This window comes from Actinokineospora sp. (assembly GCF_052390155.1).
Classification (GTDB): domain Bacteria; phylum Actinomycetota; class Actinomycetes; order Mycobacteriales; family Pseudonocardiaceae; genus Actinokineospora.
Genome location: NZ_JBQTHF010000030.1, coordinates 128,955 through 155,426, shown reverse-complemented (window position 1 = coordinate 155,426; position 26,472 = coordinate 128,955). Strand labels below are relative to the sequence as shown.

The following is a 26,472-nucleotide window of genomic DNA, read 5'->3' as shown; positions in this document are numbered from 1 at the left end:
AAAGTTGTAGGAGCGGCACACATGGCTGCCGGGTCGCGGTGAACCTAACGTCGTGTGCCATGACCAGTGGTCCTGATCACAACCCCACCGACGGCCTCGACGGGCGCACCGCGTTGGTGACCGGCGGCGCAGGCGGTATCGGCCGCGCCTGTGTGCGGGCACTCGCCGCGGCGGGCGCCAAGGTGCACGTGGTCGACCGCGACGGCCCCGGCGCCGAAGCGGCGGCCGCCGAGGTGGGCGGCTGGGCGCACGTCGTCGACCTGGCCGACGCCGCGGCAGTGGAGACGTTGCCGACCGAGGTCGACGTGCTGGTGAACAACGCCGGACTCCAGCACGTCGCCGCACTGCACGAGTTCCCCCCGGAGCGGTTCGCGCTGATCCAGCAGGTCATGGTGACCGCGCCGTTCCTGCTCATCCGCCGGTGCCTGCCGCACATGTACGCGCGCGGCTGGGGCCGGATCGTCAACATCTCCAGCGTGCACGGCCTGCGGGCCAGCGCGTACAAGGCGGCGTACGTCGCGGCGAAGCACGCGCTGGAGGGGCTGTCCAAGGTGGCGGCCATCGAAGGCGCGCCGCACGGCGTGACGAGCAACTGCGTCAGCCCGGGGTACGTGCGCACCCCGCTGGTGCAGAACCAGATCGACGCGCAGTCCCGCGAGCACGGCATCGCCGCCGACGAGGTCGTCGAGCGCGTGCTGCTGGACCGGGCGCCGATCAAGCGGCTCATCGAACCGGAGGACGTCGCCGAACTCGTGCGCTGGCTGTGCGGCAAGAACGCGGGCCACCTGACCGGGGCGTCGGTCCCGATCGACGGTGGCTGGACCGCGAACTGATTCCCTTCCCCACCCTGTCAACGGAAATGCGGTGACAACCTTGTCAGCCAACACGGCAACGAAGCCCAAGTCGTTCGTGCGGATCGTCGGGGCGAGCCTGATCGGCACGACGATCGAGTGGTACGACTTTTTCCTCTACACCGCGGCCGCCGCGCTGGTGTTCAACAAGCTGTTCTTCCCGACCGCCGACCCGCTGACCGGCACCCTGTTGGCGTTCCTGACCTACGCCATCGGTTTCCTCGCCCGCCCGATCGGCGGGCTGGTGTTCGGCCACTTCGGCGACAAGGTCGGCCGCAAGAAGCTGCTGGTGCTGAGCCTGCTGCTGATGGGTGGCGCGACGTTCGCGATGGGTCTGTTGCCCACCTACGCCGCGATCGGCGTGGCGGCGCCGATCCTGCTGACGCTGTTGCGCCTGGTCCAGGGCTTCGCGCTGGGCGGCGAGTGGGGCGGCGCGGTGTTGATCGTCTCCGAGCACGGCGACGACAAGCGGCGCGGGTTCTGGGCGTCGTGGCCGCAGTGCGGCGCGCCCGGCGGCAACCTGCTGGCCACGGCCGTGCTGGCGATCCTGGCCGCGGTGCAGACCGACGAGGCGTTCCTGTCCTACGGCTGGCGCATCCCGTTCCTGATCTCCGGCGTGCTGGTCGTCATCGGCCTGTGGATCCGGCTCACCGTCACCGAGTCGCCGGTTTTCCTTGCCGCGCAGCAGAAGGCGGCGGAGCGCGCGGAGGAGAAGCAGCACGTGCCGGTGGTCGAGGTGTTCCGCGACAGCTGGCGCCAGGTGCTGATCACGATCGGCGCGCGCATGGCCGAGAACGTGTCCTACTACGTGATCACCGCGTTCATCCTGGTCTACGTCACCACCGGCCTCGGGCTGGCCAAGGGCGTCGGGCTGAACGCGGTGCTGGTCGGCTCGGCGGTGCACTTCATCTCGCTGCCGCTGTGGGGCTCGCTTTCCGACCGGATCGGCCGTCGGCCGGTCTACCTGTTCGGCGCGGTCGGCATGGCGGTGTGGAGCTTCGCGTTCTTCGCGATGCTGGACACCAAGTCCAGCGGCGTGATCATCCTCGCGACGACGGTCGGCCTGGTGCTGCACGGGGCGATGTACGGCCCGCAGGCGGCGTTCTTCTCCGAGCAGTACAACACCCGGGTCCGCTACACCGGTCTGTCGGTGGGCAGCCAACTGTCCTCGATCGCGGCGGGCGCCGTGGCGCCGCTGATCGCGGTGGCGCTGTTCAAGGCCTACGACAGCACGGTGCCGGTCTCGCTCTACGTGGTCGCGATGTGCGCGATCACCGTGGTCGCGGTCCTGTCGGCCCGTGAGACCAAGGGCGAGTCGCTCGGTGACCGGCTTGAGGAGGCCGACATCCCGGCCGCGCGCCCCTCGGCGGACGCCGCGTCCACCGAAGCGGTGCGCTGACCTGACCGACTTGCCCCGGGCCCGCCTGGCCACCACACCGGGCGGTCCCGGGGCGCCCACTTTTCAGTGCACAGGACAGCGTGCGGTGCGACTATGACCCCCGTGAACGCACACGACGCCGTGCGCAAGCTGTTCGATCTGCTCGCCCGCGGCGCCAACGCAGAGCAGTTGGCCCAGGTCGCGGTGGCCGCGGGGGCCGCCGGGCTCGACGGCGCCGACCTCGCGCTGCTGGAGCAGGCGACCAAGGACGCGCTGCGCATTCGGCACACCCTGGCCGAGCACCGGCGGCGGGAAGCCGAGCTGACCGCGCTGTTCGACACCGCCAGCGACCTCGCCGGGCTGCGCGACACCGATGCCGTGCTCCGCTCGATCGTGCACCGGGCGCGGATGCTGCTCGGCGTCGACGTCTCCTACCTGACGCTGAACGACGAGCACGCGGGCAAGACCTACATGCGGGTCACCGACGGGTCGGTGTCGGCGCTGTTCCAGCAGGTCAACCTGGGGATGGGCGAGGGGCTCGGCGGTCTGGTGGCGCAGACCGCCCGCCCGTACGCCAGCCGCGACTACTTCGCCGACGAGCGGTTCCACCACACCCACCCGATCGACTCCTCGGTGCGCGACGAGGGCCTGGCCGCGATCCTCGGGGTGCCGCTGGCGATCGGCAGCAAGGTCATCGGTGTGCTCTACGCCGCCGACCGCACCCCCCGCGACTTCGCCGCCGAGGAGGTCGCGCTGCTGTCGTCGCTGGCCGACCACGCCGCGATCGCCATCGACAACGCCCACCTGCTCGACGAGACCCGCCTCGCGCTGTCCGACCTCAACAAGGCGAGCGAGACGATCAGCGCGCACAACGAGGCCCTGCACCGCGCCGAGGCGGCGCACGACAAGCTGATGGACTTGGTGCTGCGCGGCGGCGATGTGCCCGATGTGGCCGCGGCGGTGGCCGAGGTGCTACGCGGCGGCATCACCATGTACGACACCAAGGGCATCGAGTTGGCCAGGGTCGGCGCGGGTACGGTCCGGCCGCCGGAGACGGCGGTCGCGGCGTCCCGGTCGTCCGGCCGCGCGGTGTCCACACAGGATATCTGGGTGTGCGCTGTGCAAGCGGGACAAGAACTTCTGGGCAGCCTCCTGCTCACCGGCCGGCCCACCCTCGGCGACGCGGACCGGCGGCTGTTCGAGCGCGCGGGCGTGGTCACCGCGCTGCTGCTCATGCTGCGCCGCTCGGTCGCCCAGGCCGAGGACGAGGTGCGCGGCGAACTGCTGACCGACCTGCTGACCGCGCCGGAGCGCAACCCCGCGGCACTGATCGCCCGCGGCCACCGCCTCGGGGTCGATCTGGCCGAGCCGCACGCCGTGCTGGTGGCCACCGCCGACCACGTCCCCCGCAGGCGCCTCGCGCTGGCCGCGGCCAGGTACGGCGCGCTGGTGGGGGTGCACGCCGAGCAGGTGGTCCTGCTGGCGCGCGAGGGCGACCCCGGCAAGCTCGCCTGCCGGATCGCCGCCGAGCTGGGGTCCACTTTGGACGTGGAGGTCACCGTCGGCGCCGCGGGCCCGGTCGCGGGCGTCGGCGCCCTGGTCGACGCGCACGCCGAGGCGGCCCGCTGCGTGCGGTCGCTGCTGGCCCTTGGCCGCGCGGGCCAGGGCGGCTCGATGGCCGACCTGGGTTTCGTCGGGCTGCTGCTGGGCGACCGCGCCGACATCGAGGGCTTCGTGCACACCACCCTCGGCCCCGTCCTCGACTACGACGACCGGCGGGGTACCGAGCTGCTGCGCACGCTGGAGGCGTACTTCATCTGCGGGGCGAACCTGACGCGGGCCAAGGACGTGCTGCACGTCCACGTGAACACCGTCGTCCAGCGGCTGGAGCGGATCGGCTCCCTGCTGGGGGAGGACTGGCAGACGCCCGAGCGAACCCTGGAGATCCAACTGGCGTTGCGGCTGTACCGACTGTCCCCTTGACACCGCGCGTCCTGGTTGTCCCGCAAGGCTTAGCTTGGCAGGGTGGGCAGGGCGGCGTCGAAGAGCCAGCTCGCGAACAGCTCGGTGAGCGGCCAGGGGGTGTGCCGCTGCGCCATCGACGTGAAACCCTCCGTCGTCACGGTCGCGTGCCGGTGGGTCGCGGTCCACTCGACCAGCAGCGCGAAGAAGGCGTTGTCCCCCAAGCGAATCCGCAGCGCGTGCAGGGTCGCCGCGCCGCGCAGGTACACCCGGTCGTCGAACAACTGGCGGACGCCAGGGTCGGCCAGGCGCAAGTCCCGCGGGAGCGCGGCCAGGTCGCGCCACGCCCGGCGGGCGTGGGTGTCGGCGGAATCGCCGCCGGAGACCTCGGACCAGAGCCATTCCGCGTAGGTCGCGAAGCCCTCGTTGAGCCAGATGTGCCGCCACTCGGCCACGGTCAGGCTGTTGCCGAACCACTGGTGCGCCAACTCGTGCGCCACCAGGTTCTCCGCTCCCCGCCGACCGTCGACGTGGTTCGCGCCGAAGATCGACAGGGCCTGTGCCTCGACCGGGGCGTCCAGGTCCGCGTCCACCACGACTACGCCATAGCGGTCGAACGGGTAGGAGCCGAACAGGTTCTCGAACGCCGCCAGCATCTTCGGCTGGCGCCCGAAGTCGTGCTGGAACGGCACCATCAGCCGCGCGGGTACGGCGGCGTCCATCGACACCCTGCCCACGGCGGACTCGGTCAGCACGTACCGTCCTATTTGGACACTGATCAGGTACGACGACGTCGGCTGCGGGAGCCGGTACACCCACGTCGTGGTGCTCGCGGCCGTCCGCCGCGACTCCAGCACCCCGTTCGCCACCACCTGGTAGACCGACGCGACCGTCACCTCGATCCGGTACGCCGCCTTGTCACCGGGGTGGTCGTTGCACGGGAACCACGACGGCGAGCCGATCGGTTGGCTCGCCACGATGACGCCGTCGTCGAGGTAGTCCCAGCCCAGTTCGCCCCAGTGGCTCGGGATCGGCGCGGGCGACCCGCCGTAGCGCACCTCGACGGTGAACTCCGCGTCCGCCGCGAGCGCCCGCGCGGGGACCACGTGCAGCTTCGCGCCGCGCTGGGAGTAGCGCGCGGGCTTGCCGTTCACCGTGACGCGGCTCACCCGCAGCCCGCCGAAGTCCAGGCTGAACCGGGACAGCGTCTGCGTGGCGACGGCCGTCAGCCTGGCCCGGCCGTCGAGCCTGCCGGGGCCGACTCGGTAGTCCAGCACGAGGTCGTAGTGCGTGACGCGATAGCCGCCGTTTCCGTGCTGCGGCAGGTAGGCGTCGGCGGACGTGACGGCGCCGGGCTGACCGGCGCGAGCCGGATCAGCCTTGGCGCTCATGGCCCCATTCAAACAGGACGGGTCAGACAGCGGCAGACCACACCGCGATCGGGTTGCCCAGCCACCGGCTGCCCTCGGGCACCGACTCGCCGCGCATCACCAGCGACGCGGGGCCGACGGTGGTCCGCTCGCCGATGGCCGCGCCGGGCAGCACGATGCCGTGCGGGCCGAGCGTGGCGCCCGCGCCGACGGTGACCGTGTCCATGCTCATGATCCGGTCGTGGAACAGGTGGGTCTGCAGCACGCAGCCGCGGTTCACCGTGGCGCCCGCGCCGACGCGCACCAGGTCGTACTCCGGCAGCCAGTACGTCTCCACCCACGCGCCCCGGCCGATCTTCGCGCCGAGGCCGCGCAGCCACACCGCCAGCAGCGGCGTACCGTGCGCCGACGCCGCGAACCATGGCACCGCGAGCATCTCCACGAACGTGTCCGCCAGCTCGTTACGCCAGACGAACGAGCTCCACAGTGGACGGTCGATCGCGGCGAACCGGCCTACCAGCAACCATTTCGCCAACGCCGCCACCGCGCACGCGGCCAACCCCGCGCCGAGCAGCAGCACGCCGCCGAGCAGCAGCGCCACGCCGAAGCCGAGGCGCGCGGCCACCAGTTCGAACCCGGCCGCGACCAACACCGCCAGCGCCACCGACGCCATCACCGGCACGATCCGGCACAGCTCCACCAGCGCCCGCGCCACCATCAGCCGCCGGGGCGGGTCGAAGGTGGTGCTCTCGTCGCCGGACTCGGGGGTGCGCGGCAGCCTCATCGGCGGCATGCCCAGGTAGGACGAGCCCGCCTTGGCCTTCTTCGGCGTCGAGGACAGCACGCCGACCAGGCCCCGGTTGGGCACCTTGCGGCCCGGCGCCGTCATCCCCGAGTTGCCGAGGAACGCGCGCTTGCCGATCCGCGCCTCCGCGATCCGCATCCAGCCGCCGCCCAGCTCGTAGGAGGCGATCAGGGTGTCGTCGGCGAGGAACGCGCCGTCGGCGATCGTGGTCATGCTCGGCAGCGCCAGCACGGTCGACGCCTCCACGCGGCGGCCGACCCGCATGCCGAGCGCCCGCAGCCAGACCGGGGTGAACAGGCTGGCGTACAACGGATACAGCCCGACCCGCGCGAGCCCCATCAGCCGCTCGGTGGCCCACGCCTGCCAGGCAATGCGGCTGTGCACCGGGTGTTTGCCCGCGCGCAGGCCGATGCTCAGTGCCCGCACGCCGACCAGCACCGCGACGGCGTAGGCGACCAGCCAGACCGCCGTCGCCGCGGGCACCGCGAGCAGCGCGGGGCCGAGCGCCGCGCCGAGCGTCGGCGAGCCGTCGAGGGCCGCGCCGAGCACCAGCAGCGCGGGCACCGCGGCGGCGACCGGGACCAGGCTCAGCGCGACCGACATGACCGCGTACGCGAAGACCCAGCGCCTGCGCCGCGGCGGCCGCGCGTGCTGGTGGCTCGCCTTGCCCGCGCGGCTAGCGGGCGACCCGGACCAGAGCTGACCGGCGGGAACCGCGCCACCCACGCCGGATCCCGGCGCTACCTCGGCCCGCTTGCCGACGCGTGCACCGGGGAACAGGGTGCTGCGCGCGCCGACCGTGGCGCCCGCGCCGATCCTGATGCGGCCGATGTGCAGCACGTCGCCGTCGAGCCAGTGGCCGGACAGATCCACCTCGGGCTCCACCGCCGCGCCCTTGCCGAGCTTGAGCAGGCCGGTGACCGGCGGCAGCGAGTGCAGGTCGACGTCCGAGCCGATGCGCGCGCCGAGTGCCCGCGCGTAGTGCGTCAGCCAGGGCGCGCCCGCGAGGTTCGTCGCCCCGGTCAGCTCGACCATCCGCTCGGCCGCCCACAGTCGCAGGTGGACACTGCCGCCGCGCGGGTAGCTGCCCGGCCGGACACCGCGCAGCAGCACCCGCGCCGTGCCCGCCGCGATGGCCATGCGGCCCGCCGGGCTGAGGAACACCAGCCAGCCCGCCAGCACCAGCCACCAGGACACCGTCGGCGCCCACGGCAGGCCGAGCACGTTGTTGACCGCGGCCAGCGTGACCGCCCAGCGGGCGCCCACCACGGTGAGCATCGGGATGGTCAGCAGTACCTGCGCGACCTGCGCGCGGCGCGGCGTCGGGGTGATCACCCGGTCGCTCTGCACGCTCGTGGCGCACGCGTCGATCAGCGCGGCCAGCCCGCCCAGCGTCGAGTGCTGGTAGACGTCGCGGACGGCGATGCCGGGGTAGGTCTCCCGAATCCGGGACACGAGCTGCGCGGCCGACAGACTGCCGCCGCCGTGGGCGAAGAAGTCGGCGTCCGGGCTGGTGAAGCCGACGCCGAGCAGGTCTGTCCACAGCCCGGACAGCCATGTCTGGGTGGCGGTGAGCGGGGCGGCGGTGTCCAGCGCGGGCAGCGGCCACGGCAGGGCGGCGCGGTCGACCTTGCCGGACGTCCGCGTCGGCAGCGTGTCGACCACCGCGATCACCGGCACCAGCGCGGCGGGCAGCGCGGCCCGCAGCCGCTCGACCGCGGCGGCGGCGTCGAACCCCTCACCGGCGACCACATAGCCGACCAGGAGCTGATTGCCCGCCTTGGTCGCGCGCACGGCCGCGGCGGCGCCCGCCACGTCGGGGAGAGCCTGGAGCGCGGCGTCGACCTCGCCCAGCTCGATCCGGCGCCCGCCGAGCTTGATCTGCTCGTCGGCGCGGCCGAGGAACAGCAGGCCCGCGGGCTCGGCCTTGACCACGTCGCCGCTGCGGTACGCGCGCGACCAGGCCAGCGCGGGCAGCGGGGCGTACTTCTCGGCGTCCTTGCCGGGGTCGAGGTAGCGGGCCAGACCGGCGCCGCCGATGACCAGTTCGCCGGTGCCGCCCATGGGCACCAGCGCGCCCGCCTGGTCGACCACGGCCAGCTCCCAGCCGTCGAGCGGGAGGCCGATGCGCACCGGGTCCTCGCCGGTCAGCCGGGCGGCGCACGCGACCACCGTGGCCTCGGTGGGGCCGTAGGTGTTCCACACCTCGCGGCCCGGCACGGCCAGCCGCTCGGCCAGCTCGGGCGGGCACGCCTCGCCGCCGAAGATCAGCAGCCGGACGTCGTCGAGCGCCTCCGCGGGCCACAGCGCGGCCAGCGTCGGCACGGTGGAGACCACGGTGATCTCGCGCTCGACCAGCCAGGGACCCAGGTCGACGCCCGTGCGCACGAGCGAGCGCGGCGCGGGCACCAGGCACGCGCCGTGTCGCCAGGCCAGCCACATCTCCTCGCACGAGGCGTCGAACGCGACCGACAACCCGGCCAGCACCCGGTCGTCGGGGCCCAGGTGGTCCTCAGGCAGGAACAGGTCGGCCTCGGCGTCGACGAACGCCGCCGCCGACCGGTGGCTCACCGCGACGCCCTTGGGCTTACCGGTGGAACCAGAGGTGAAGATGATCCACGCGTCGTCGTCGGGCGTGGGGGTGCCGGTCAGGCCGAGCGGCGTGCCGCGCATGGTCAGCGCGCGCTCGGCGCCCAGCACGGCGCACACGTCCGCCTCGCCGAACACCAGGTCGGCGCGCTCGTCCGGGTCCTCGAAGTCGACCGGCACGTAGGCCGCGCCCGCGGCGAGGACGGCCAGGATCGACAGGTACAGGTCGGCGGTGCCCGACGGCACCCGGATGCCGACCCGGTCGCCGCGGCCGATCCCGGTCTCGGCGAGGGTGCGCCGCAGGGCGTCGACCTCGGCCAGCAGTGCCTGGTAGGTGAGCGGCGTGGTGCCTGCATCGATCGCGTGCGCGTCGGGGTGGCGCGCGGCGGCGGCGGTGAGGATGTCGAGCAGGGTGCGGGGGACGCTCTCGGGTCCCGCGCGGAACACCGCGAGTCCGCGCTCAGCGGCGTCGGCAAGGAGATCCGGGGCGGCGAGCAGGGGCAGCGGCTGATCGACGAGCGTCATCTGGACGGACGCATTTCTCACCTTTTCGGCGGTACTGGGACGCCTGGCTGATGGCGCTGACCAGCGAACATTACCGGCGGTCACGTGCATTGTCGCGCTGTGGACGTGCCGCGTGTCGGGATTCACACGTTCGGGTTACCGGCAGGTCAACGAATCCGATGTCGTCCACAAATATCGTACACCGATTTCAGCACGCGAAACCCTGCTATACAAGTAGATCCATGCCAACTCGAAACACGATATCGGTATCCGATATCGTGGTGGAATGGATGTGGTCCGGGACTTCAGGAACGGCGCGCTGCGGCTGCGCGTGCTCCGGTACGCCGCCGCCGACGAGGTGCACGGCGCCTGGCTGAGCACGGAACTGGGCGCGCGCGGGTACCGCGTCTCACCCGGCACGCTCTACCCGCTGCTGCACCGGCTGCAAGAGGCGAACCTGCTCAAGTCGCGCACCGAGGTGGTCGACGGCAGGCGGGTCCGCCGCTACCGCGCCACCAAGCGCGGCAAGCGCGTGCTGGCCGACTGCCGCGCGGTGCTCGCCGAACTGGCCGCCGAGGTCGGCTGAGCAGCGTCCGCCACCGGATCGGGTGACAATGGTCGGGTGAGTGTGCCGTTTGTCGACCCGCTGCCCGGCCTGGTGGGATTCGCCGTGGCCCTGCGGGAGGCAGGCGTCGCGTGCGGGCCGGACCGGGTGCAGGCATACCTCGCGGCCGTGGCCGACCTCGATCCGGCCGAGACCACCCAGCTCTACTGGGCGGGCAGGCTCACCCTGTGCTCGGAGCCCGACGACCTCCCGCGCTACGACAACGCCTTCCAGGCGTGGTTCATCGGTGACGCGCTGTACACCCCGCGCCCCGGCAAGGACCACCGGCCGCGGCGCGGCGGGGTGGCCGCGCTGTCGCTCGCGCCGGAGCTGGGCGGCGAGTCCGACAGCGAGGTTCCCCACGTCGACCGCACGGCCAGCGACACCGAACTGCTGCGCCACCGCGATATCTCCGGGCTCAGCGCCGCCGAGCGCGCCCACCTGCGCGAGATGATCGCCCTGCTCCGCCCCGACCCGCCGCAGCGCCCCGCGCTGCGCTGGCGCCCGCACCGCCGCGGCCCGATCGACGCGCACGGCACCGTGAAGATCATGCGCGCGTCCGGCGGCGAGCCCATCCGACTCGCCCGCAAGCGCAAGCGCAGCAGGCCCCGCCGCGTGGTGCTGCTGGTCGACGTCTCCGGCTCGATGCACCCCTACGCCGACGCGCTGCTCCGCTTCGGCCACGCGATGGCCCGGCGGGCCCCTATGAGCACCGAGGTCTTCACTCTCGGCACCCGGCTGACCCGGCTCACCCGCCAACTCCGCCAGCGCGACCCGGAACTCGCCCTCACCGCCGCCGCCCGCGCGGTGCCCGATTTCGCGGGCGGCACCCGGCTCGGCGAGACGCTGCGCGCGTTCCTCGACCGCTGGGGCCAGCGCGGCGTTGCTCGCCAGGCCGTCGTGGTGCTGTTCTCCGACGGCTGGGAGCGGGGCGACCCGAGCCTGCTGGCCGAGCAGATGGCCCGGCTCAACCGGCTGGCCCACCGCGTCTACTGGGTCAACCCGCACGCTGGAGGCGCCGCCTACCAGCCCGTACAGTCGGGAATCGCCGCGGCGCTGCCGCACGTGCACCGCCTGCTGGCGGGCCACAGCGTGGCCACACTCGAACGACTGCTGCAGGAGGTACGCCGTGCGTGACGTGCTCGACGAGGTGATGCGTCGCTACGACGCCGGCGAGTCGGTCGCCATCGGCACCGTGGTCGCCACCTTCTCCTCCGCGCCGCGCGCGGCGGGCGCCTCGATGCTGGTCTCGGTCGACGGCACGGTGACGGGCAGCGTGTCCGGGGGCTGCGTCGAGGGCGCGGTCTACGAGCTGGGCCGCGAGGTGCTCGACACCGACAAGCCCGTCCTGCAGCGCTACGGCGTCAGCGACGACGACGCTTTCGCCGTGGGCCTGACCTGCGGTGGCATCATCGACATCTTCGTAGAGCGGCTCGACCGCGAGAGCTTTCCCGCGCTCGCCGAGCTGGCCGAGTCGGTGCGCGCCGAGGTCCCCGTCGCGCTCGTCACGATCGTCGCGCACCCCGACCCGGAGCGGCTGGGCAAGCGCCTGGTCGTGTGGCCGGACCGCACCGCGGGCGGCACCGGGTCGGCCCGCATCGACGCCGCCATCGTGGACGACGCGCGCGGCCTGCTCGCGGGCGGCCGCAGCGGCACCGTCGGCTACGGCACCGACGGCGAGCGCCGCGGCGAGGGCATGTCGGTGTTCGTCAGCTCCTTCGAGCCGCCGCCGCGAATGCTGGTCTTCGGCGCGATCGACTTCGCCGCCGCCATGGCCCGCATGGGGTCCTACCTCGGCTACCGGGTCACCGTCTGCGACGCGCGGCCTGTCTTCGCCACCACAAGCCGGTTCCCCGGCGCGCACGAGGTGGTGGTCGACTGGCCGCACCGGTACCTGACCGCCGAGCTGGCCGCGGGCCGGGTCGACGAGCGCACGGTTGTCACCGTGCTCACCCACGACCCGAAGTTCGACGTGCCGGTGCTGGAGGTCGCGCTGCGCAGCAAGCTCGGCTACGTCGGCGCGATGGGCTCCCGGCGCACCCACGACGACCGGATGGCCCGGCTGCGCGAGGCCGGTCTGACCGAGGACGAGCTGTGCGGGCTGGCCTCGCCGATTGGTCTGGACCTTGGTGCGCGCACCCCGGAGGAGACCGCCGTGTCGATCGCCGCGGAGATCATCTCGCTGCGCTGGGGCGGGCACGGCCAGCGGCTCACCGCGCTGTCCGGGCGCATTCACGGCTGACGTTCGCACGCCGCATCCACGGCCGATTCAGGCCACGTGCAGCGCATCTGCGGACGATGTTCACCTGCGCCCCGGTTGGGGTTGTCGGATGGTCCCAACGGGGGCAGGCTCTCGTGTGAGTCCGATCACCTGCGCCCCCGGACTTGTACGTGAACCGTTCGCCGCCAGCCCGCCTCAGGCGGGCGATTTAGCTTGGAGGCACGATGCGCATCACCGTCACTGTCGACGGAACGAATTACACCGACGAAGTCGAACCCCGCCAACTCCTGGTCCATTACTTGCGCGAACAGGTGGGCAAAGTCGGCACCGTCGTCGGCTGCGACACGAGTAACTGCGGCGCCTGCACCGTGCACCTCAACGGCCAGAGCGTCAAATCCTGTTCGGTGCTGGCGGTGCAGGCCGATGGCAGTGAGATCACGACCATCGAGGGACTGGCACGAGACGGCAAACTGCACCCGGTGCAGCAGGCGTTCCACGACAACCACGCGCTGCAGTGCGGGTTCTGCACGCCTGGGATGATCATGCAGTCGATCGATCTGCTCGGCGACAACCCCGACCCGGACGAGCAGCAGGTGCGACACGGCCTCGAAGGCAACCTGTGCCGGTGCACCGGCTACCAGAACATCGTCAAAGCGGTGCGGGACGCCGCACAGAAGATGAGCCCCGGCGCCGGTCCCGAGGCCGAACAGGTCTCGCGCACCCCGAGCCACGCCACCGGGGGTGAATGATGACCGCCACCGTCGAGCCCGAGGTCGGCAAAGCGCGGCTCCGCAAGGAGGACGCGCGCCTCATCACCGGCCGCACCCGCTGGACCGACAACCTCACCCTGCCCGGCCTGCTGCACATCGAGTTCCTGCGCAGCCCGTCCGCGCACGCCCGAATCGTCAGCATCGACACGACCGAGGCCAAGAACAAGCCCGGCGTCATCGCGGTGCTCACGGGCGCGGACATCGCCGCCGAGCAGGGCAGCCTGCCGTGCGCGTGGCCGATCACCCCGGACATGAAGGCGCCCCCGGCGCCCTCGCTGGCCGTGGACACGGTCAACTTCGCCGGTGAGGCCGTCGCGGTGGTCGTCGCGCGGACGAAGTACGAGGCGCGCGACGCGCTGGAGGCCATCGAGATCGACTACGAGGATCTCCCGGTCGTGCTCGACATGGCGGCGGCGGTCGCCGACGACGCCGATCTCGTGCACGCCGACCTCGGCACCAACAAGTCGGCGCTGTGGGTCTTCGACTCGGCCGCCGCCGGAACCGGTGGCGACGTCGAGGAGGCCATCGCGGGCGCCGAGGTGCTCATCGAGCGCACCTACCGCCAGCAGCGGCTGATCCCGGCGTTCATGGAGCCCCGCTCGGTGCTGGTCGACCCCACGGGTGAGCAGATCACCATGTGGTCGGCCACCCAGGTGCCGCACATCCTGCGGCTCATGCTCGCCCTCACCACGGGCGTGCCCGAGCACAAGATCCGGGTGATCGCCCCGGACGTCGGCGGCGGGTTCGGCGGCAAGCTCCAGGTGACCCCGGAGGAAGTGGTCACCCTGGTCGTCGCCAAACGCCTGGGCAAGCCGGTCAAGTGGACCGAGTCCCGCTCGGAGTCGCTGGTGTCGGCCCACCACGGCCGCGACCAGATCCAGAAGCTCACCCTGGCGGCCAAGAGCGACGGCACGGTCACCGGCCTCAAGGTCGAGCTGCTCGCCGACATGGGCGCGTACCTGCGCCTGGTCACCCCGGGCGTGCCGATCCTGGGCGCGTTCATGTTCAACGCCATCTACAAGTTCCCGGCCTACCACTTCGCGTGCACCAACGTCTTCACCAACAAGACGCCCACCGACGCCTATCGCGGCGCCGGGAGGCCGGAGGCGACGTTCGCGATCGAGCGGCTGATGGACGAGCTGGCCGTCGAGCTGGGCGTGGACCCGCTGGAGATCCGCGAGAAGAACTGGATCAAGCACGAGGAGTTCCCGTTCACCTCGGTGTGCGGGCTGCAGTACGACTCGGGCAACTACGAGGCGGCCACCGCCAAGGCGAAGGAACTCTTCGACTACGACGGCCTGCGCGCCGAGCAGAAGCAGCGTCGCGAGAGCGGCGACACCATGCAGCTCGGCATCGGCATCTCCACCTTCACCGAGATGTGCGGCCTCGCGCCCTCGCGGGTGCTCGGCTCCCTCGCCTACGGCGCGGGCGGCTGGGAGCACGCGGCGATCAGGATGCTGCCCAGCGGCAAGGTCGAGGTCGTCACGGGATCGTCGGCGCACGGCCAGGGCCACGAGACGGCGTGGAGCCAGATCGTCGCCGACCAGCTCGGCGTGCCGTTCGAGGACATCGAGGTCCTGCACGGCGACACCCAGACCTCGCCAAAGGGCCTGGACACCTATGGCTCGCGGTCGCTGACCGTCGGCGCCATGGCGGTGCTCAAGGCGGGCGACAAGGTGATCGAGAAGGCCCGCCGGATCGCGGCGCACATGATGGAGTGCGCCGAAGACGACCTGGAGTTCGCGGGCGGGAAGTTCACCGTCAAGGGCACCGAGAAGGCCACCGGCATCACCGACATCGCCCTCGCGGTGTTCGCCGCGCACGACCTGCCCGACGGCGTGGAGCCCTCGCTCGACTCCGAGGCCACCTACGACCCGGAGAACTTCTCGTTCCCGCACGGCACGCACCTGTGCGCGGTCGACGTGGACACCGAGACCGGGTTCGTCAAGATCCGCAAGTACGTCTGCGTCGACGACATCGGCACGGTGGTCAACCCGGTCATCGTCGAGGGTCAGGTGCACGGCGGACTCGCGCAGGGTCTCGCGCAGGCGCTCTACGAGGAGGCTGTGTACGACGAGAGCGGCACCCTCACCACCGGCACGCTGGCCGACTACCTGGTGCCGTCGGCGATGGACCTGCCGCACTTCATCACCGGCCGCACCGAGACCCCGTCGACCACGAACCAGTTGGGCGTCAAGGGTGTCGGCGAGGCGGGCACGATCGCGTCCACCCCGGCCGTGGTCAACGCGGTGGTGGACGCCGTGCGCCAGTTCGGCGTGAACGACATCGAGATGCCGTGCACCCCGATGCGGGTGTGGACGGCGATCAACGGCGGCCCGACGGACGCGGGCGGTACAGGGGCGCAGGCCGGCGGCGGTCTGGGTTCGATCGACGCGACCGGAGGTGCCCAGTGATCCCCTCGGCTTTCGACTACGTCGCCCCCACTTCGGTGGACGACGCGGTGCGGGCACTCGCCGAGGCGGGCGAGGACGCCAAGGTGCTCGCGGGCGGGCAGAGTCTGCTCCCCGTGCTGCGCATGCGTCTGGCCGCGCCGACCGTGCTGATCGATCTCGGCAAGGTGGCCGAGTTGCGCGGTGTCCGCGAGGACGGCGACGCGATCGTCATCGGCGCCATGACCACGCACTACGACGTCCAGCGCGACGCCATGGTGCACGAGCACGCCCGGCTGCTGCAGGTCGCCACCGACACGGTGGCCGACCCGCAGGTTCGCCACCGGGGCACCTTCGGCGGGTCGATCGCGCACGCGGACCCGGCGGGCGACCTGCTCGCCCCCGTGCTCGCGCTGGACGCCGAGCTTGTGCTGTGCGGCCCGGACGGCAGACGCACGGTGTCGGCGGCGGACTTCTTCGTCGACTACTTCACCACCGCGCTGCGCCCCGACGAGCTGCTGGTCGAGGTGCGGGTGCCCAAGCACACCGGGTGGAGCGCGCATTACGAGAAGTTCAACCGGGTCGCGCAGGCGTGGTCGATCGTCGCCGTCGCGGCGACGGTGCGGGCCGAGGGCGGCTCGATCGCGGAGGCGCGGGTGGGGCTGACGAACATGTCGTCGGTGCCGGTCCGGGCCACCGCGGTCGAGCAGGCCCTGGTCGGCCAACCGGCCACGGCCGAGAGCATCAAGGCCGCCGCCGAACACGCCGCCGAGGGCACCAGCCCGTCCAGCGACGGCAACGCCGATGCCGCCTACCGGCAGCACTTGGCTCGCGTGCTCACCTCACGCGCGCTGTCCGCTGCCGTCGGCGCCTAGGAGGTCAGGCAAGTGCAGTTGGAGCACCGGTTTTCCGTTCCGGCGGGGATCGATACCGTCTGGGCGGCCGTGCTCGACCCGGAACGGGTGGCGCCGTGCATGCCCGGCGCCACCCTGACCGCGGTCGACGGCGATTCGTTCACCGGCAACGTCAAGGTCAAGCTCGGCCCGATCTCGTTGCTGTACAAGGGCTCGGGTGAGTTTCTGGCGAAGGACGAGGCCGCTCGCCGGGTCGTCATCAAGGCCGCGGGCAAGGACTCCCGCGGCAACGGCACCGCCTCGGCCACGGTCACCCTGACCCTGGTCGCCGACGGTGCCGACGCCACGACCGGCGAGGTCGTGACCGACCTGGCCATCACGGGCAAGCCCGCCCAGTTCGGTCGCGGTTTGATCGTCGAGGTCGGCGGCAAGATCCTCGACGCGTTCGCGGGCTGCCTGGCGACCAAGCTGGGCGGCCCGGCCGAGGATGCGGCGCCCGCACCCCCGGTCGACGCCAAGAAGGCCGACACCAAGGCCCAGCCCGAACCGGACCGGCCGCTGCACGCTGTCCCCGAGGAGCCGAAGGTTCCCCGGGCGGCCGCGGCGGAACCGGCCTCGGCGCCGATCGACCTGATGGAGTTCGCGGGACCGTCCCTGGTCAAACGCGCGCTCCCGCTGGCCGTCGGCGCGGTGCTGATCCTGGTGTTCCTGATGATTCGCAGGCGGCACTGACCGCCGGAACCTGACCTGTGGCCTCCCCGCCGAGCACTGTCGGGGAGGCCACAGGTGTCTGCGGACGTGGTCGAGTAAGGTGCCCGGGTGCGCCTGCGCCAGGCATCCGCCGTCTTGTTCAGTGGTCTCGTGCTGGCCGGATGCGCGGCCACGCCCGCGAGTCCACCCGCCCAGCGGTCGATCCCGGCCGGGCCACCGCCGAGCACCGCCGCCAGCCCCCCGCCGGCCACCGGGTTCACCCTCGTCGCGGGTGGCGACGTGCTGATCCACCCGGAACTCACCGACCAGGCGGAATGGGACGGCGACGGCAAACGCGACTTCGCGCCGCTGTTCGCGGGGGTCAAACCGGTGCTGGACCAGGCCGACCTCGCGCTGTGCCACCTGGAAGTCCCCATCGCCGAGGCAGGCGGCCGGTTCCAGGGCTACCCGAAGTTCAACGCGCCGCCGGAGCTGGCTCCCGGCCTCGCCACCAGCGGATTCGACGTCTGCTCAACGGCGTCGAACCACACCATGGACCAGGGTCCGGCGGGCGTGAAGGCTACGCTGGACGCCCTCGACAAGGCCGAGATCGGGCACACCGGCTCCGCGCGGTCGGCCGCCGAGGCGGCCAAGCCGCTGATCCGCACCGCCAACGGAGTCAAGGTCGGCCTGGTGTCGTACACCTTCGGCTTCAACAAGGGCACCACCCGGCCCGCGCAGTCGCCGTGGATGGCGAACCTGCTCGACCCCAAGGCGGTGCTCGCCGAGGCGCGTGCCGCGCGGGCGGCGGGTGCCGAGGTCGTCGTGGCGAGCCTGCACTGGGGTGTCGAGGGGCAGCACGAGCCGTCCGCCGACCAGCGCAAGATCGCCAAACAGATCCTCGCCGACCCCGCGGTGGACGTGATCATCGGCCACCACGCGCACGTGGTGCAGCCCTTCGAGCGGATCGACGGCAAGTGGGTGACCTACGGCCTTGGCAACCAGGTCGCCAAGCACGACGAGCCCAAGGGGGTCACGGAGGAAGGCGTGCTGGCGCGCTTCCGGTTCGTCAAGACCGGCCAGACCTGGGCCGTCGACAAGGCCGAGTACCTGCCGACACTGGTGGATCTCGGGCCGCCGATCCGGCTGCGGAACCTCACCGTCGGCACCGAGCTGACCCCGGCCCGGCGCAACCAGGCGCTCGCGCGGACCGACGAGATCGTGCTGAGCCGTGGCGGCGCCGCTGCCGGGCTGACCCGACCGGGCGCCTGAGGCCGGGTTGTCAACCGAGATCGACGTCGAGCAGGCCTACCTCACCATGCTCTACGCGCACCTCGACGAACTCCGCACCGACACCGACGCCCGGCTGGCCAGGACGTTGCGGGAGACCAGCAGCCTGCCGCAGGCGATGACCCTGCGCGACGCGGCCACCGCGCACTACACCGAACAGCTCGCGCAGTACAGCGCGGTCGAGAACGGGCTGTGCTTCGGCAGGCTCGACTTCGCCGACGACACCCGCGCCTATGTCGGCAGGCTCGGCCTGTTCGACGCCGAAGGCGACTACGAACCCCTGCTGATGGACTGGCGTGCCCCCGCGGCGCGCCCGTTCTACATGGCCACCGCCGCCGCGCCGGACGGTGTCCGCAGGCGCAGGCACATCCGCACCAGCAGGCGCAAGGTGACCGGGCTGGACGACGAGATCCTCGACCTCAGCGCCGGCGCGCGGAACGTCCACGAGGGACTCGCCGGTGAGGCCGCGCTGCTCTCCGCGCTCAACGCGAGCCGCACCGGGCGGATGAGCGACATCGTGGAGACCATCCAGGCCGAGCAGGACGAGATCATCCGCGCCGGTCTCAACGGTGTCCTGGTCGTGCGGGGCGGGCCGGGCACCGGCAAGACGGCTGTCGCGCTGCACCGCGCCGCGTTCCTGCTCTACACCTACCGTGAGCAGCTTTCCCGCCGCGGCGTGCTGATCATCGGCCCCAACGCGACGTTCCTGTCCTACATCGGGCAGGTGCTACCCGCGCTCGGCGAGACGGGCGTGTTGCTGCAAACCGTCGCCGAGCTGTACCCGGGCGAGCACGGCACCCGGCCGGAACCGGCGGCGGCCGCGGAACTCAAGGGCCGCGTCGGGATGGTCGAGGTTCTGCGCAAGGCCGTGGCCGACCGCCAGGAGGTGCCGGACGAGCCGCTGGTCCTCGTGGTCGACCGGGTGGAACTGGTGCTCGACGGTCCGACCGTGGCGGCCGCGCGTGCCACGGCGAGACGGTCGGGGCGTCCGCACAACGACGCGCGCCCGGTGTTCGCGGGCGAGATCGTCGCCGCGCTGGCCCGGCAGGAGGCCGACCGGCTGGGCGCCGAGTTCCTCGACCAGGCCGACCTGGCCGACATCCGCCGCGAGCTGGGCGAGGACGGCGTCGTCCAGGACGCCGTCGAGGCGCTGTGGCCGGTGCTGACCCCGCAGCGCCTCCTCGCCGACCTCTACGCCTCGCTCGACCGGCTCGCCGCCGCGATGCCCGGCCACACCGGCGCCGAGCGCGCCCTGCTGCTGCGCTCGCCCCGGTTGGGTTGGACCGCCGCCGACGCCCCGCTGCTTGACGAGGCCGCCGAACTGCTCGGCGCCGACGACCGCGCCGAGCGCGCACGCGCCGAGCGGCGCCGCAAGGACGCGCAGGACTACGCCCAGGGCGTGCTCGACATCCTGCAACTGGAAGACGAGGCCGACCCGGACATCCTGACCGCCTACGACCTGATCGACGCGGGCAGGCTCGCCGACCGGTACGACGACGACGACCACCGCACCGCGGCCGAGCGCGCCGCCGCCGACCGCACGTGGACCTTCGGCCACGTGATCGTGGACGAGGCGCAGGAGTTGTCCGCGATGGCGTGGCGGGTCCTGATGCGCCGCTGCCCGTCGCGCTCGATGACGCTGGTCGGCGACACCGCGCAGACCGGCGCCCTCGCGGGCACCGACTCGTGGGCGGACGTGCTCGGCCCGTACGTCGAGGACCGCTGGCGGCTCACCGAGCTGACGGTCAACTACCGCACGCCCGCCGAGGTGATGGCCGTCGCCGCCGACGTGCTGGCGGAGCTGGACGTGGACCTGGCGCCGCCGCGTTCGGTGCGCGAGACCGGGGTCGAGCCCTGGCGGCTGCGGGTTGCCGAGGACGAGCTGCCCGAGGTGCTGGCCGGGTTGGCGGCCGACGCCGGGCCGGGCACGCTGGCCGTGCTGGCGCCGGAGTCGCTGGTCGACGCGGTGGGCCGGGCGGTGGCCGCGGCGGTGCCGGACGCCGCGGTGGGGGAACAGCCCGACCTGGAGACCCGGGTGGCGGTGTTGACCGTGCGGCAGGCGAAGGGCCTGGAGTTCGACGCGGTGCTGCTCGCCGAGCCCGGGTTGATGGTGGCCGAGTCCGCCCGCGGGCTCAACGACCTGTACGTGGCGCTGACCAGGGCGACGCAGCGGGTGGGCGTGGTGCACGCGGGCGAACTGCCGCCCGCGCTGGCCCGTCTCGCTACAGCACCACGGTCGGCGTGACGACGGTGCGCGGCTTGCCGCCGGTCATCCGCACCAGGATCTGCGTGGTGCCGCGCGGAACCTCGGTGAGGACGAAACGGCCGCCCTCGTCGGCGGTCGTCGCGGTGGAGCCGTGGTCCGCCACCCGGACCTCGACAGAGTGTTCACCGGCGGGTACCAGCCAGCCGTCGATGCGCTGGCGCTCGCCGGTGCGGGTGACGTTGACCATGACGGTGAGGTCGCCGACGAAGAACGTGATGGTGCCCGGCGCGCCGCCGCGCACCCCGACCAGCGGGCGCTGGTCGGCCCAGCTCGCGGCCTCCAGCTCCATCTCGGCGTCGATGTCCTCGATGGCGATGGCGAACTGGGCGCGGTCGACGAGCCCGTCGGGAACCGGGTCGAGTTCGTCTACCAGCCTGGCCACCTGGGCCAGCCAGTACTCCTGCTCGGCGGGTTCCATCTCGTAGTCGTCCATTGTCCTCATCTGCCACCATCCCCGTTGTCGTACAAGGCGCGCAAGGAGTTGAGGCAACGTCCTCGGGTCGGCCCGATGCTGCCGTGCGGCATCCGCATCGTCTCCGCGACGGTGCGGTACTCGGCACGACCGGCCAGCACGGTCAGCCGCAAGAGCTGCTGACAGCGCTGGGGCAACTTGTGGAAAGCGGACCAGAGCTGGCGGTCCCGCTCGTCGCGCAGGGCTTCCGCCTCGGGCATCGGCTCGCTGCTGAGCACGTGCTCGGCCACTTCCGGCGCCAGCTCGACCTGCGCCGACCCGCGCTGGCGGGTCCGGTTGGCCTCGCGGCGGGTGGTGGTGATCAGCCAGCCGACCAGGGCCCGGGGCTCGTCGAGCCGGTCGAGGTGGCGCAGCAGCGCCAGCCACACCGTCTGGACGACGTCCTCGGCGGTCGTCCGGTCCAGCCCTGTCCCTCTCGCCACGTGCCAGACCAGCGGAGTCAGCTCGGCGACCAGCACGTCGAGTGCTCTGCGGTCGCCGTCACGGCCCGCGATCATGCACGCGGCGTGCCGCTCCGAGCCCTCCAGTCCGTCCCATGGCGGATTCGTCCCTACCGTGTGGAGCTCGGTCACCGCTCCCACCCCATCTTCCGTGTTCCGGGGTTGTGCATTCTGGTGGCTATCTGTACATCGCTCGCCCGTGTGTCGACGCGTCTCCGTAGCCGCCGACTCACCCGAACGGATGAACTTATCCACCATCAGTGTCCCTACAGCGCGTGGAGCACGAAAGTCAGTGCCCGCTGCGCCTCGCCTTCCCATGGTCGGGCCAGTTCGGCCCGCAGCTCGTGCAGGCCAGACGCGGTCACGTCGAAGGCCAGTCTGCGCTCGCCCGCCGCTCCCGGCGCCCCGATTTCCGCCGGTTGCCGAACGTGTTCGTCGGCGACCATGCGCAGCGCCTCCGGCAACCGCCACCGCCACCGGTAGCCCGTCGTCGGGGACTCCGGCAGCCGCAGCTCGACCGTATCGCCCTTGTGCAGCTCGGTCGGCCCGTCGGCATCCGTCGCCGCCAGGTGCACCAACGCCATCGGTGGCTCCTCTTCGCATACCGGCTCTCCGTCGTGCGTCGCGGCCGGACAGGTCCCCTGCACCCGTCCGGCCGCCACGGTCCGCGTGGGTCACACGAGCATCTGGTCGATCCGGCCGGACGCGTCCTCGTGGTAGTCCACGGCCAGGTTGTCGTGCGTGGCCATCGTGGCCAGCATGGTCATGTGGCTGTGCCCGGACTCGGACGCGGGCGAGAGCCGCTTCCAGCCGATCCCGTCGACCCAGACCCACCCGCCGGTCGTGGCGTCGTAGGACCACAGGTGCGTGATCGTCCGGTTGAGCACCCAGCCTGCGGCGATCCCGGCGGCGGGCGCGCCCTGTGCGTCGAGCGGCGGTGGCACGGGCGCGCTGTCGACCCGGACCTCGGCGGTGGTGCAGGCGTCGATCCCGGCGGGCGTCGGCGGCGCCACGGCGGCGTCCACGGCGATCGGCTCGGGCGGTGCGATGGCCGGGCTCTTGCGGGCGCGGCGCGCGACGGTGGTGGTCATGGCGTGTCCCTTCAGTCCGCGACCAGCACGGAGCCCAGCTCGGTGCCGTCGACGAACGGGGTGACCAGGTGGCCGCTCGCCCGGGCGTGGGTGAGTTCGGCCAGCTTGTTCGTGGTGGTGTGCGGTCCGCCCGCGAGGTGCGACCAGCCGAAGTGCTGCAGGTAGGCCCAGCCGTTGGCGTCGTGCGCGGTGGCGAACAGCCGCAGCGTGCGCTGCGCCGGGAGCCAGGCCCGCAGCGACACCGACGTGCAGCCGAAGACGGTCGGCCGCGGGTCGGGGTAGTCCTCGATGAACGAGTCGCCGTAGGCGATGCGGAAGAAGCCGCCGTCGCCCCAGCCGGTGCCCCAGGAGTTCTTCGCGATCCAGCAGCCCGCCGCGTCGTCCCAGCCGATCAGCGCCACGCAGTGCCCGCCCGCGACCGATTCGGTGGTGTGTCGGTAGACCCCGGAGCGGTAGTGGAAGAAGTCGTCGTAGACCACGAAGCACGCTTCGACGGCGCCGTAGCCGCTGACGTGCGCCTTGATGGCGGCCGGGTTGGCGGTGAGGTCGGTGACGCCGACGGCCTTGGCCAACCGGTTGGGCCAGTCGGCGTTGGGCGAGCCGGAGCCGGTGTCGCTGTAGGGGAAGTAGTCCTCGAAGGTCACCCCGACGGCCGCGCAGTCGGCGAACAGGTCGTCGGGCCACGAGCCGGTGGCGCAGGTGTAGCCGCGGGCCTTCGCGTGCACGTGGAACAGGTGCGCCTCGGACAGGTCCAGCGCGAGACCGGGCGTGCCGCGGGTGTAGGCGGCGGTGCTCTCCATCGCCGCGACAGTCCCGAAGGCCACGCACGCCCCGCAGCCGCCCTGGTCGCGGATCGGGCCCGCGTAGTCGTGTCCGCCGACATCGCGGAGGTCGAAGCTGGTGGGCAGCGCGGCGGCGGCGGTGTCCTGCGCGGCGGCGGCCATCGCCTCGGGCTGGCCCGCCCGGTCGGCGATCTCCTGCTCGCTCGGCGCGGGCACCCCCAGCCGGGCGGTGCGCCACTTGGCGGAAAGTCTGCTCATCCGCGTCTCGGCGGCCTGCCACGGGTGGCCCTGCTGGGCAAGGGTCTCTCGGACAGCCGCGATCTCCGACGCATTCGGTCGATCGTGGCTCATCGTTCCTCCCGATCCGGGGGACGGATTTTCTCGGACACCTGCAAAGAGCGCGTTCCGGCGTCCTGGATACGTCCGCGAAACGGCCAGTTTGCGCCGTGTCAGCAGGTCGCCTGCCCGATTTCGGCGCCGACTAGTGGTTGCGACCGGAGGTTCGTCGGGGGTATCGGTGGATCGAGGTTTCCGCTGGGCGTGCCGGTGGAAGGTCCTCGTACCGGGTTGTACTCGGGCCTTTCGCCGGTGCGTCCAGCGGGAAGCTCGGCCGCCGATACCCCCGGCGAGTCTCCGGTCGTGACCACTAACCTGAATCGGTGACCTGGACCATCGCCGGAACCCTGACCGTGCTGCCCGCCCTGGACCACCCCGAGCTGCTCGCCGAGCCCGTCGCCAAGGCCCTCGCCGCGCTCGACGGCGGCCACCGCGTCGGGGTGGCCGAGATCGACCCCGACCTCGCCGACACGGCCGCGTTCTGCGCCGCCTACGGCTCCCCGCTCGACGCGTCGGCCAACTGTGTCGTCGTGCTCGGCAAGCGCGGCGCCACCGAGCGGCTCGCCGCTTGCCTGGTGCCGGCCACCACCCGAGCCGACGTCAACGGGCTCGCCCGCCGCAGGCTCGACGTGCGCAAGGCGTCGTTCGCGCCGATGGACCGCGCGGTCGAGGCGACCGGGATGGCGTACGGCGGCATCACCCCGATCGGCCTGCCCGCCGACTGGCCGTTGCTCATCGACGCCGCGGTAGCCGCCGCGCCCGAGGTCGTCGTCGGCAGCGGCATCCGGGGCAGCAAGCTGCTCGTCCCCGGCGACCTGCTCGCCGCGCTGCCCGGCGCCGAGGTGCTCGACGGACTGGCCCGCCCGGCGGAGTAATCCCTACGTTCGTCGGTTGCCCCGATATGCCCTGTTCGGGTCCGATTTCCTGGGCTTGCATACCGCCGTTGGGGCAGGCCGGAAGGGGCCAGGCGTGAGTACGCAGTTCGAGGTCGACGGAACCCGCGCCGAGCGGGCCACCATCCGGGTCGGCGTGGTCGACGACGAGCCGATGGCGCGCACCTTCGTCGCCAAAATCCTGGGCTCCGCCCCCGACCTCGAAGTCGTCGCGGAGGGGGCCAACGGCGCCGAGGCGCTGGAGCTGGTCCGCACCCAGAACCTCGACGTGCTGCTGCTCGACCTGCGCATGCCCGGCATGGACGGCCTGGGGGCGCTGCGTGAACTGCGCAGAAGGCCCACGGCCCCCGCCGTGGTCGTGCTCACCACCTTCCACGCCGACCAGGCCGTCGCCACGGCGCTGCGACTCGGGGCGAAGGGGTTCCTGCTCAAGCACGTCGACCCGGCCGAGCTGGTCCGCGCGGTGCGGGTCGCCGCGCGGGGCGGCGCCGTGCTCGACCCGACGCTCACTCAGGACCTGATGGGTCACCTCGCCTCCCACCACCTCGACCGGCTCGGCGCGGCCACCGAGGTCGCCCGCCTCTCCGCCCGCCTCCTCGATGTCCTGCGGCTGGTGGGCATGGGCCGCAGCAACGGCGAGATCGCCGGGGACCTCGGCCTGTCCGACTCGACCGTGCGCGGCTACGTCTCCGAGATCCTCGCCGCCACCGGCTGCTCGAACCGGGTCACCGCCGCCGTCCTGGCCCAGCGGGCGGGCCTGCTCGACTAGTCCGTTCAGGCCGTCGCCGCGTAGCGCTCCAGCAGGGCCACGGCCTCCGCGGCGTCGTCGGTGACCAGGATCCACTGCTCGGCCGCGCGCCCGCGGGCCAACTGCCGGACCAGCGGCGCCGCGGGTACCTCCTCGGTCCAGAACCGGGTGCCCAGGAACACCATCGGCGCGGGCGGCCCAAGCGAGGAGTAGTGGTTCTGCGTGTAGTCCTGGAACACCTCCTGCACCGTGCCCGCGCTTCCGGGGGTGTAGACGATGCCGCCCGTGGCCACGGCCAGCAGGCCGTCCTCGCGCACGGAGTTGGCGAAGTACTTCGCGTGCAGCTCGCAGAACGGGTTGGGCGGTTCGTGGCCGTAGAACCAGGTGGGGATGCCGATGGTGCGCGGGGACGCGCTCACCGGGAGGTCGACAGCCAGTCCTGCCGCGAGCCAGCGCCCGATCTCCACCGCGTCGACGGTCGTCCCGCTGGCGAACCGGGGCACCGCCGCCAGCGTCCGCACCGCGTCGTCCACAGTGGACGAATCGGACAGCCGCACGCCCAGCGGCACCGCCTCCATCGCGCCAGGGCCGCCGCCGGTGAGCACGGTGAACCCACTGCGTCCCAACGCGACACCCAGGTCTACCGCCGCCCGATAGCCCGCGGAGTCCCGGGTGAGCGCGTGTCCGCCCATCACGGCTACCGGACGCCCGGTGAGCACGTCGTTCAGTGCCTCGGAGATGCCGTGGTCGTGCAGCCGCTCGGTGAGCGCGTGCAGCGGGTCGATGTGGCCGCACTGTGCCTTGACGTGCTGGTAGATCCGCGCGTCTGGAGTGTCCGCATAGGACTCCGGGCGGTCCGGGTCGAAGCCGTCGAACAGTTCGGCGGCGGTGTAGAGGCTCGACCGGTATATCTCGTACGGCAGATCGGGCACCATGGGGAACAGCAGCGCCCCGGCCGCCTCCGCGCGCCGCGCGCTCTCCGGGGTCAGCACGCAGCCGAGCAGTAGCGCGCCGTCCATCGCGGTGCGCAGCAGCCGGTCGTGGTGCGGCGGGGAGAGGTCGAGCCGGGTGAGTACCGCGTTGCGCAGGTCCATGCCCTGGTCGCGGTGGTGGCGCAGGGAGTCCAGGTCGGTGATCTCGGTCCGCACGCGGGTAGCCTACGGGCG

Annotated in this window: 22 protein-coding genes; 14 read left to right on the top strand and 8 right to left on the bottom strand. The window is 72.2% G+C overall.

Annotated elements, in window-relative coordinates:
- Positions 1 to 59: 59 nt before the first annotated feature.
- From ACT4N7_RS12340 to ACT4N7_RS12330, 3 genes are all read left to right on the top strand, one after another.
- Entirely contained in the window at positions 60 to 833 is a 774-nt protein-coding gene (locus tag ACT4N7_RS12340; RefSeq protein WP_444828805.1) for a 3-hydroxybutyrate dehydrogenase, read from the top strand.
- A 31-nt stretch (positions 834 to 864) separates the two neighbouring features.
- Complete coding sequence (locus ACT4N7_RS12335) at positions 865 to 2,250, top strand: MFS transporter (RefSeq protein ID WP_444828804.1); 1,386 nt, start codon at positions 865 to 867, stop codon at positions 2,248 to 2,250.
- Between the two features lie 93 nt (positions 2,251 to 2,343).
- The gene (locus ACT4N7_RS12330; RefSeq protein ID WP_444828803.1) at positions 2,344 to 4,212 is read left to right on the top strand and encodes a helix-turn-helix domain-containing protein; all 1,869 of its coding nucleotides are present in this window, start codon (positions 2,344 to 2,346) and stop codon (positions 4,210 to 4,212) included.
- A 29-nt stretch (positions 4,213 to 4,241) separates the two neighbouring features.
- Here the strand turns inward: ACT4N7_RS12330 and ACT4N7_RS12325 are convergent, their stop codons facing one another.
- The gene (locus tag ACT4N7_RS12325) at positions 4,242 to 5,582 is read right to left on the bottom strand and encodes a M1 family metallopeptidase (protein ID WP_444828802.1); all 1,341 of its coding nucleotides are present in this window, start codon (positions 5,580 to 5,582) and stop codon (positions 4,242 to 4,244) included.
- Positions 5,583 to 5,604: 22 nt separating this feature from the next.
- Positions 5,605 to 9,480 (bottom strand): Pls/PosA family non-ribosomal peptide synthetase, encoded by a 3,876-nt coding sequence (locus ACT4N7_RS12320; protein ID WP_444828944.1) that lies wholly within the window; start codon positions 9,478 to 9,480, stop codon positions 5,605 to 5,607.
- A 265-nt stretch (positions 9,481 to 9,745) separates the two neighbouring features.
- Between ACT4N7_RS12320 and ACT4N7_RS12315 the strand changes: the two genes are divergently transcribed.
- From ACT4N7_RS12315 to ACT4N7_RS12275, 9 genes are all read left to right on the top strand, one after another.
- A complete protein-coding gene (locus ACT4N7_RS12315) occupies positions 9,746 to 10,045 on the top strand; it encodes a PadR family transcriptional regulator (protein WP_444828801.1) in 300 nt (99 codons plus the stop codon).
- 36 nt (positions 10,046 to 10,081) lie between these two features.
- The gene (locus tag ACT4N7_RS12310) at positions 10,082 to 11,200 is read left to right on the top strand and encodes a vWA domain-containing protein (protein WP_444828800.1); all 1,119 of its coding nucleotides are present in this window, start codon (positions 10,082 to 10,084) and stop codon (positions 11,198 to 11,200) included.
- The gene (locus tag ACT4N7_RS12305) at positions 11,193 to 12,305 is read left to right on the top strand and encodes an XdhC family protein (protein ID WP_444828799.1); all 1,113 of its coding nucleotides are present in this window, start codon (positions 11,193 to 11,195) and stop codon (positions 12,303 to 12,305) included. Before ACT4N7_RS12310 ends, ACT4N7_RS12305 begins: the two co-directional genes overlap by 8 nt.
- Before the next feature lie 203 nt (positions 12,306 to 12,508).
- Positions 12,509 to 13,033 carry a (2Fe-2S)-binding protein gene (locus ACT4N7_RS12300; RefSeq protein WP_444828798.1) on the top strand — a complete coding sequence of 175 codons (525 nt, stop codon included), beginning with the start codon at positions 12,509 to 12,511 and terminating at the stop codon, positions 13,031 to 13,033.
- Complete coding sequence (locus tag ACT4N7_RS12295; RefSeq protein WP_444828797.1) at positions 13,033 to 15,468, top strand: xanthine dehydrogenase family protein molybdopterin-binding subunit; 2,436 nt, start codon at positions 13,033 to 13,035, stop codon at positions 15,466 to 15,468. Before ACT4N7_RS12300 ends, ACT4N7_RS12295 begins: the two co-directional genes overlap by 1 nt.
- Entirely contained in the window at positions 15,465 to 16,319 is an 855-nt protein-coding gene (locus ACT4N7_RS12290; RefSeq protein ID WP_444828796.1) for an FAD binding domain-containing protein, read from the top strand. The genes ACT4N7_RS12295 and ACT4N7_RS12290 overlap by 4 nt, the downstream gene beginning before the upstream one ends.
- 12 nt (positions 16,320 to 16,331) lie before the next feature.
- On the top strand, positions 16,332 to 17,030 hold the full coding sequence (locus ACT4N7_RS12285) for an SRPBCC family protein (RefSeq protein ID WP_444828795.1): 699 nt from the start codon (positions 16,332 to 16,334) through the stop codon (positions 17,028 to 17,030).
- A gap of 87 nt (positions 17,031 to 17,117) precedes the next feature.
- The gene (locus tag ACT4N7_RS12280) at positions 17,118 to 18,260 is read left to right on the top strand and encodes a CapA family protein (protein ID WP_444828794.1); all 1,143 of its coding nucleotides are present in this window, start codon (positions 17,118 to 17,120) and stop codon (positions 18,258 to 18,260) included.
- Between the two features lie 46 nt (positions 18,261 to 18,306).
- Positions 18,307 to 20,523: a HelD family protein gene (locus tag ACT4N7_RS12275; protein ID WP_444828943.1), complete on the top strand. Its 2,217-nt coding sequence runs from the start codon at positions 18,307 to 18,309 to the stop codon at positions 20,521 to 20,523.
- On the opposite strand, the gene ACT4N7_RS12270 is transcribed toward ACT4N7_RS12275, so the two are convergent.
- The 5 genes from ACT4N7_RS12270 to ACT4N7_RS12250 form a co-directional block, all read right to left on the bottom strand.
- Entirely contained in the window at positions 20,501 to 20,977 is a 477-nt protein-coding gene (locus tag ACT4N7_RS12270) for a carboxypeptidase regulatory-like domain-containing protein (protein WP_444828942.1), read from the bottom strand. The genes ACT4N7_RS12275 and ACT4N7_RS12270 overlap by 23 nt on opposite strands.
- 5 nt (positions 20,978 to 20,982) lie before the next feature.
- Positions 20,983 to 21,588 (bottom strand): RNA polymerase sigma factor, encoded by a 606-nt coding sequence (locus tag ACT4N7_RS12265; RefSeq protein ID WP_444828793.1) that lies wholly within the window; start codon positions 21,586 to 21,588, stop codon positions 20,983 to 20,985.
- 134 nt (positions 21,589 to 21,722) lie between these two features.
- Positions 21,723 to 22,040 (bottom strand): protease inhibitor I42 family protein, encoded by a 318-nt coding sequence (locus tag ACT4N7_RS12260; RefSeq protein ID WP_444828792.1) that lies wholly within the window; start codon positions 22,038 to 22,040, stop codon positions 21,723 to 21,725.
- A gap of 90 nt (positions 22,041 to 22,130) precedes the next feature.
- Positions 22,131 to 22,547 (bottom strand): hypothetical protein, encoded by a 417-nt coding sequence (locus tag ACT4N7_RS12255; RefSeq protein ID WP_444828791.1) that lies wholly within the window; start codon positions 22,545 to 22,547, stop codon positions 22,131 to 22,133.
- Between the two features lie 11 nt (positions 22,548 to 22,558).
- Positions 22,559 to 23,680, bottom strand: a complete 1,122-nt coding sequence (locus ACT4N7_RS12250; RefSeq protein WP_444828790.1) for a C1 family peptidase — start codon at positions 23,678 to 23,680, stop codon at positions 22,559 to 22,561.
- Between the two features lie 308 nt (positions 23,681 to 23,988).
- Between ACT4N7_RS12250 and ACT4N7_RS12245 the strand changes: the two genes are divergently transcribed.
- Positions 23,989 to 24,540, top strand: coding sequence for a YbaK/EbsC family protein (locus ACT4N7_RS12245; protein WP_444828789.1), 552 nt, complete (start codon positions 23,989 to 23,991; stop codon positions 24,538 to 24,540).
- Between the two features lie 94 nt (positions 24,541 to 24,634).
- A complete protein-coding gene (locus ACT4N7_RS12240) occupies positions 24,635 to 25,327 on the top strand; it encodes a response regulator (RefSeq protein WP_444828788.1) in 693 nt (230 codons plus the stop codon).
- A 5-nt stretch (positions 25,328 to 25,332) separates the two neighbouring features.
- On the opposite strand, the gene ACT4N7_RS12235 is transcribed toward ACT4N7_RS12240, so the two are convergent.
- Positions 25,333 to 26,454, bottom strand: a complete 1,122-nt coding sequence (locus tag ACT4N7_RS12235) for an LOG family protein (RefSeq protein WP_444828787.1) — start codon at positions 26,452 to 26,454, stop codon at positions 25,333 to 25,335.
- Positions 26,455 to 26,472 lie beyond the last annotated feature (18 nt).

Bases quoted from the DNA above. Each gene is read 5' to 3' on its own strand.
- ACT4N7_RS12340 (WP_444828805.1), top strand. From the start codon at position 60: ATGACCAGTGGTCCTGATCACAACCCCACCGACGGCCTCGACGGGCGC.
- ACT4N7_RS12330 (WP_444828803.1), top strand. From the start codon at position 2,344: ATGACCCCCGTGAACGCACACGACGCCGTGCGCAAGCTGTTCGATCTG.
- ACT4N7_RS12325 (WP_444828802.1), bottom strand. From the start codon at position 5,582: ATGAGCGCCAAGGCTGATCCGGCTCGCGCCGGTCAGCCCGGCGCCGTC.
- ACT4N7_RS12320 (WP_444828944.1), bottom strand. From the start codon at position 9,480: ATGACGCTCGTCGATCAGCCGCTGCCCCTGCTCGCCGCCCCGGATCTC.
- ACT4N7_RS12315 (WP_444828801.1), top strand. From the start codon at position 9,746: ATGGATGTGGTCCGGGACTTCAGGAACGGCGCGCTGCGGCTGCGCGTG.
- ACT4N7_RS12300 (WP_444828798.1), top strand. From the start codon at position 12,509: ATGCGCATCACCGTCACTGTCGACGGAACGAATTACACCGACGAAGTC.
- ACT4N7_RS12295 (WP_444828797.1), top strand. From the start codon at position 13,033: ATGACCGCCACCGTCGAGCCCGAGGTCGGCAAAGCGCGGCTCCGCAAG.
- ACT4N7_RS12275 (WP_444828943.1), top strand. From the start codon at position 18,307: ATGCTCTACGCGCACCTCGACGAACTCCGCACCGACACCGACGCCCGG.
- ACT4N7_RS12270 (WP_444828942.1), bottom strand. From the start codon at position 20,977: ATGGACGACTACGAGATGGAACCCGCCGAGCAGGAGTACTGGCTGGCC.
- ACT4N7_RS12260 (WP_444828792.1), bottom strand. From the start codon at position 22,040: ATGGCGTTGGTGCACCTGGCGGCGACGGATGCCGACGGGCCGACCGAG.
- ACT4N7_RS12255 (WP_444828791.1), bottom strand. From the start codon at position 22,547: ATGACCACCACCGTCGCGCGCCGCGCCCGCAAGAGCCCGGCCATCGCA.
- ACT4N7_RS12250 (WP_444828790.1), bottom strand. From the start codon at position 23,680: ATGAGCCACGATCGACCGAATGCGTCGGAGATCGCGGCTGTCCGAGAG.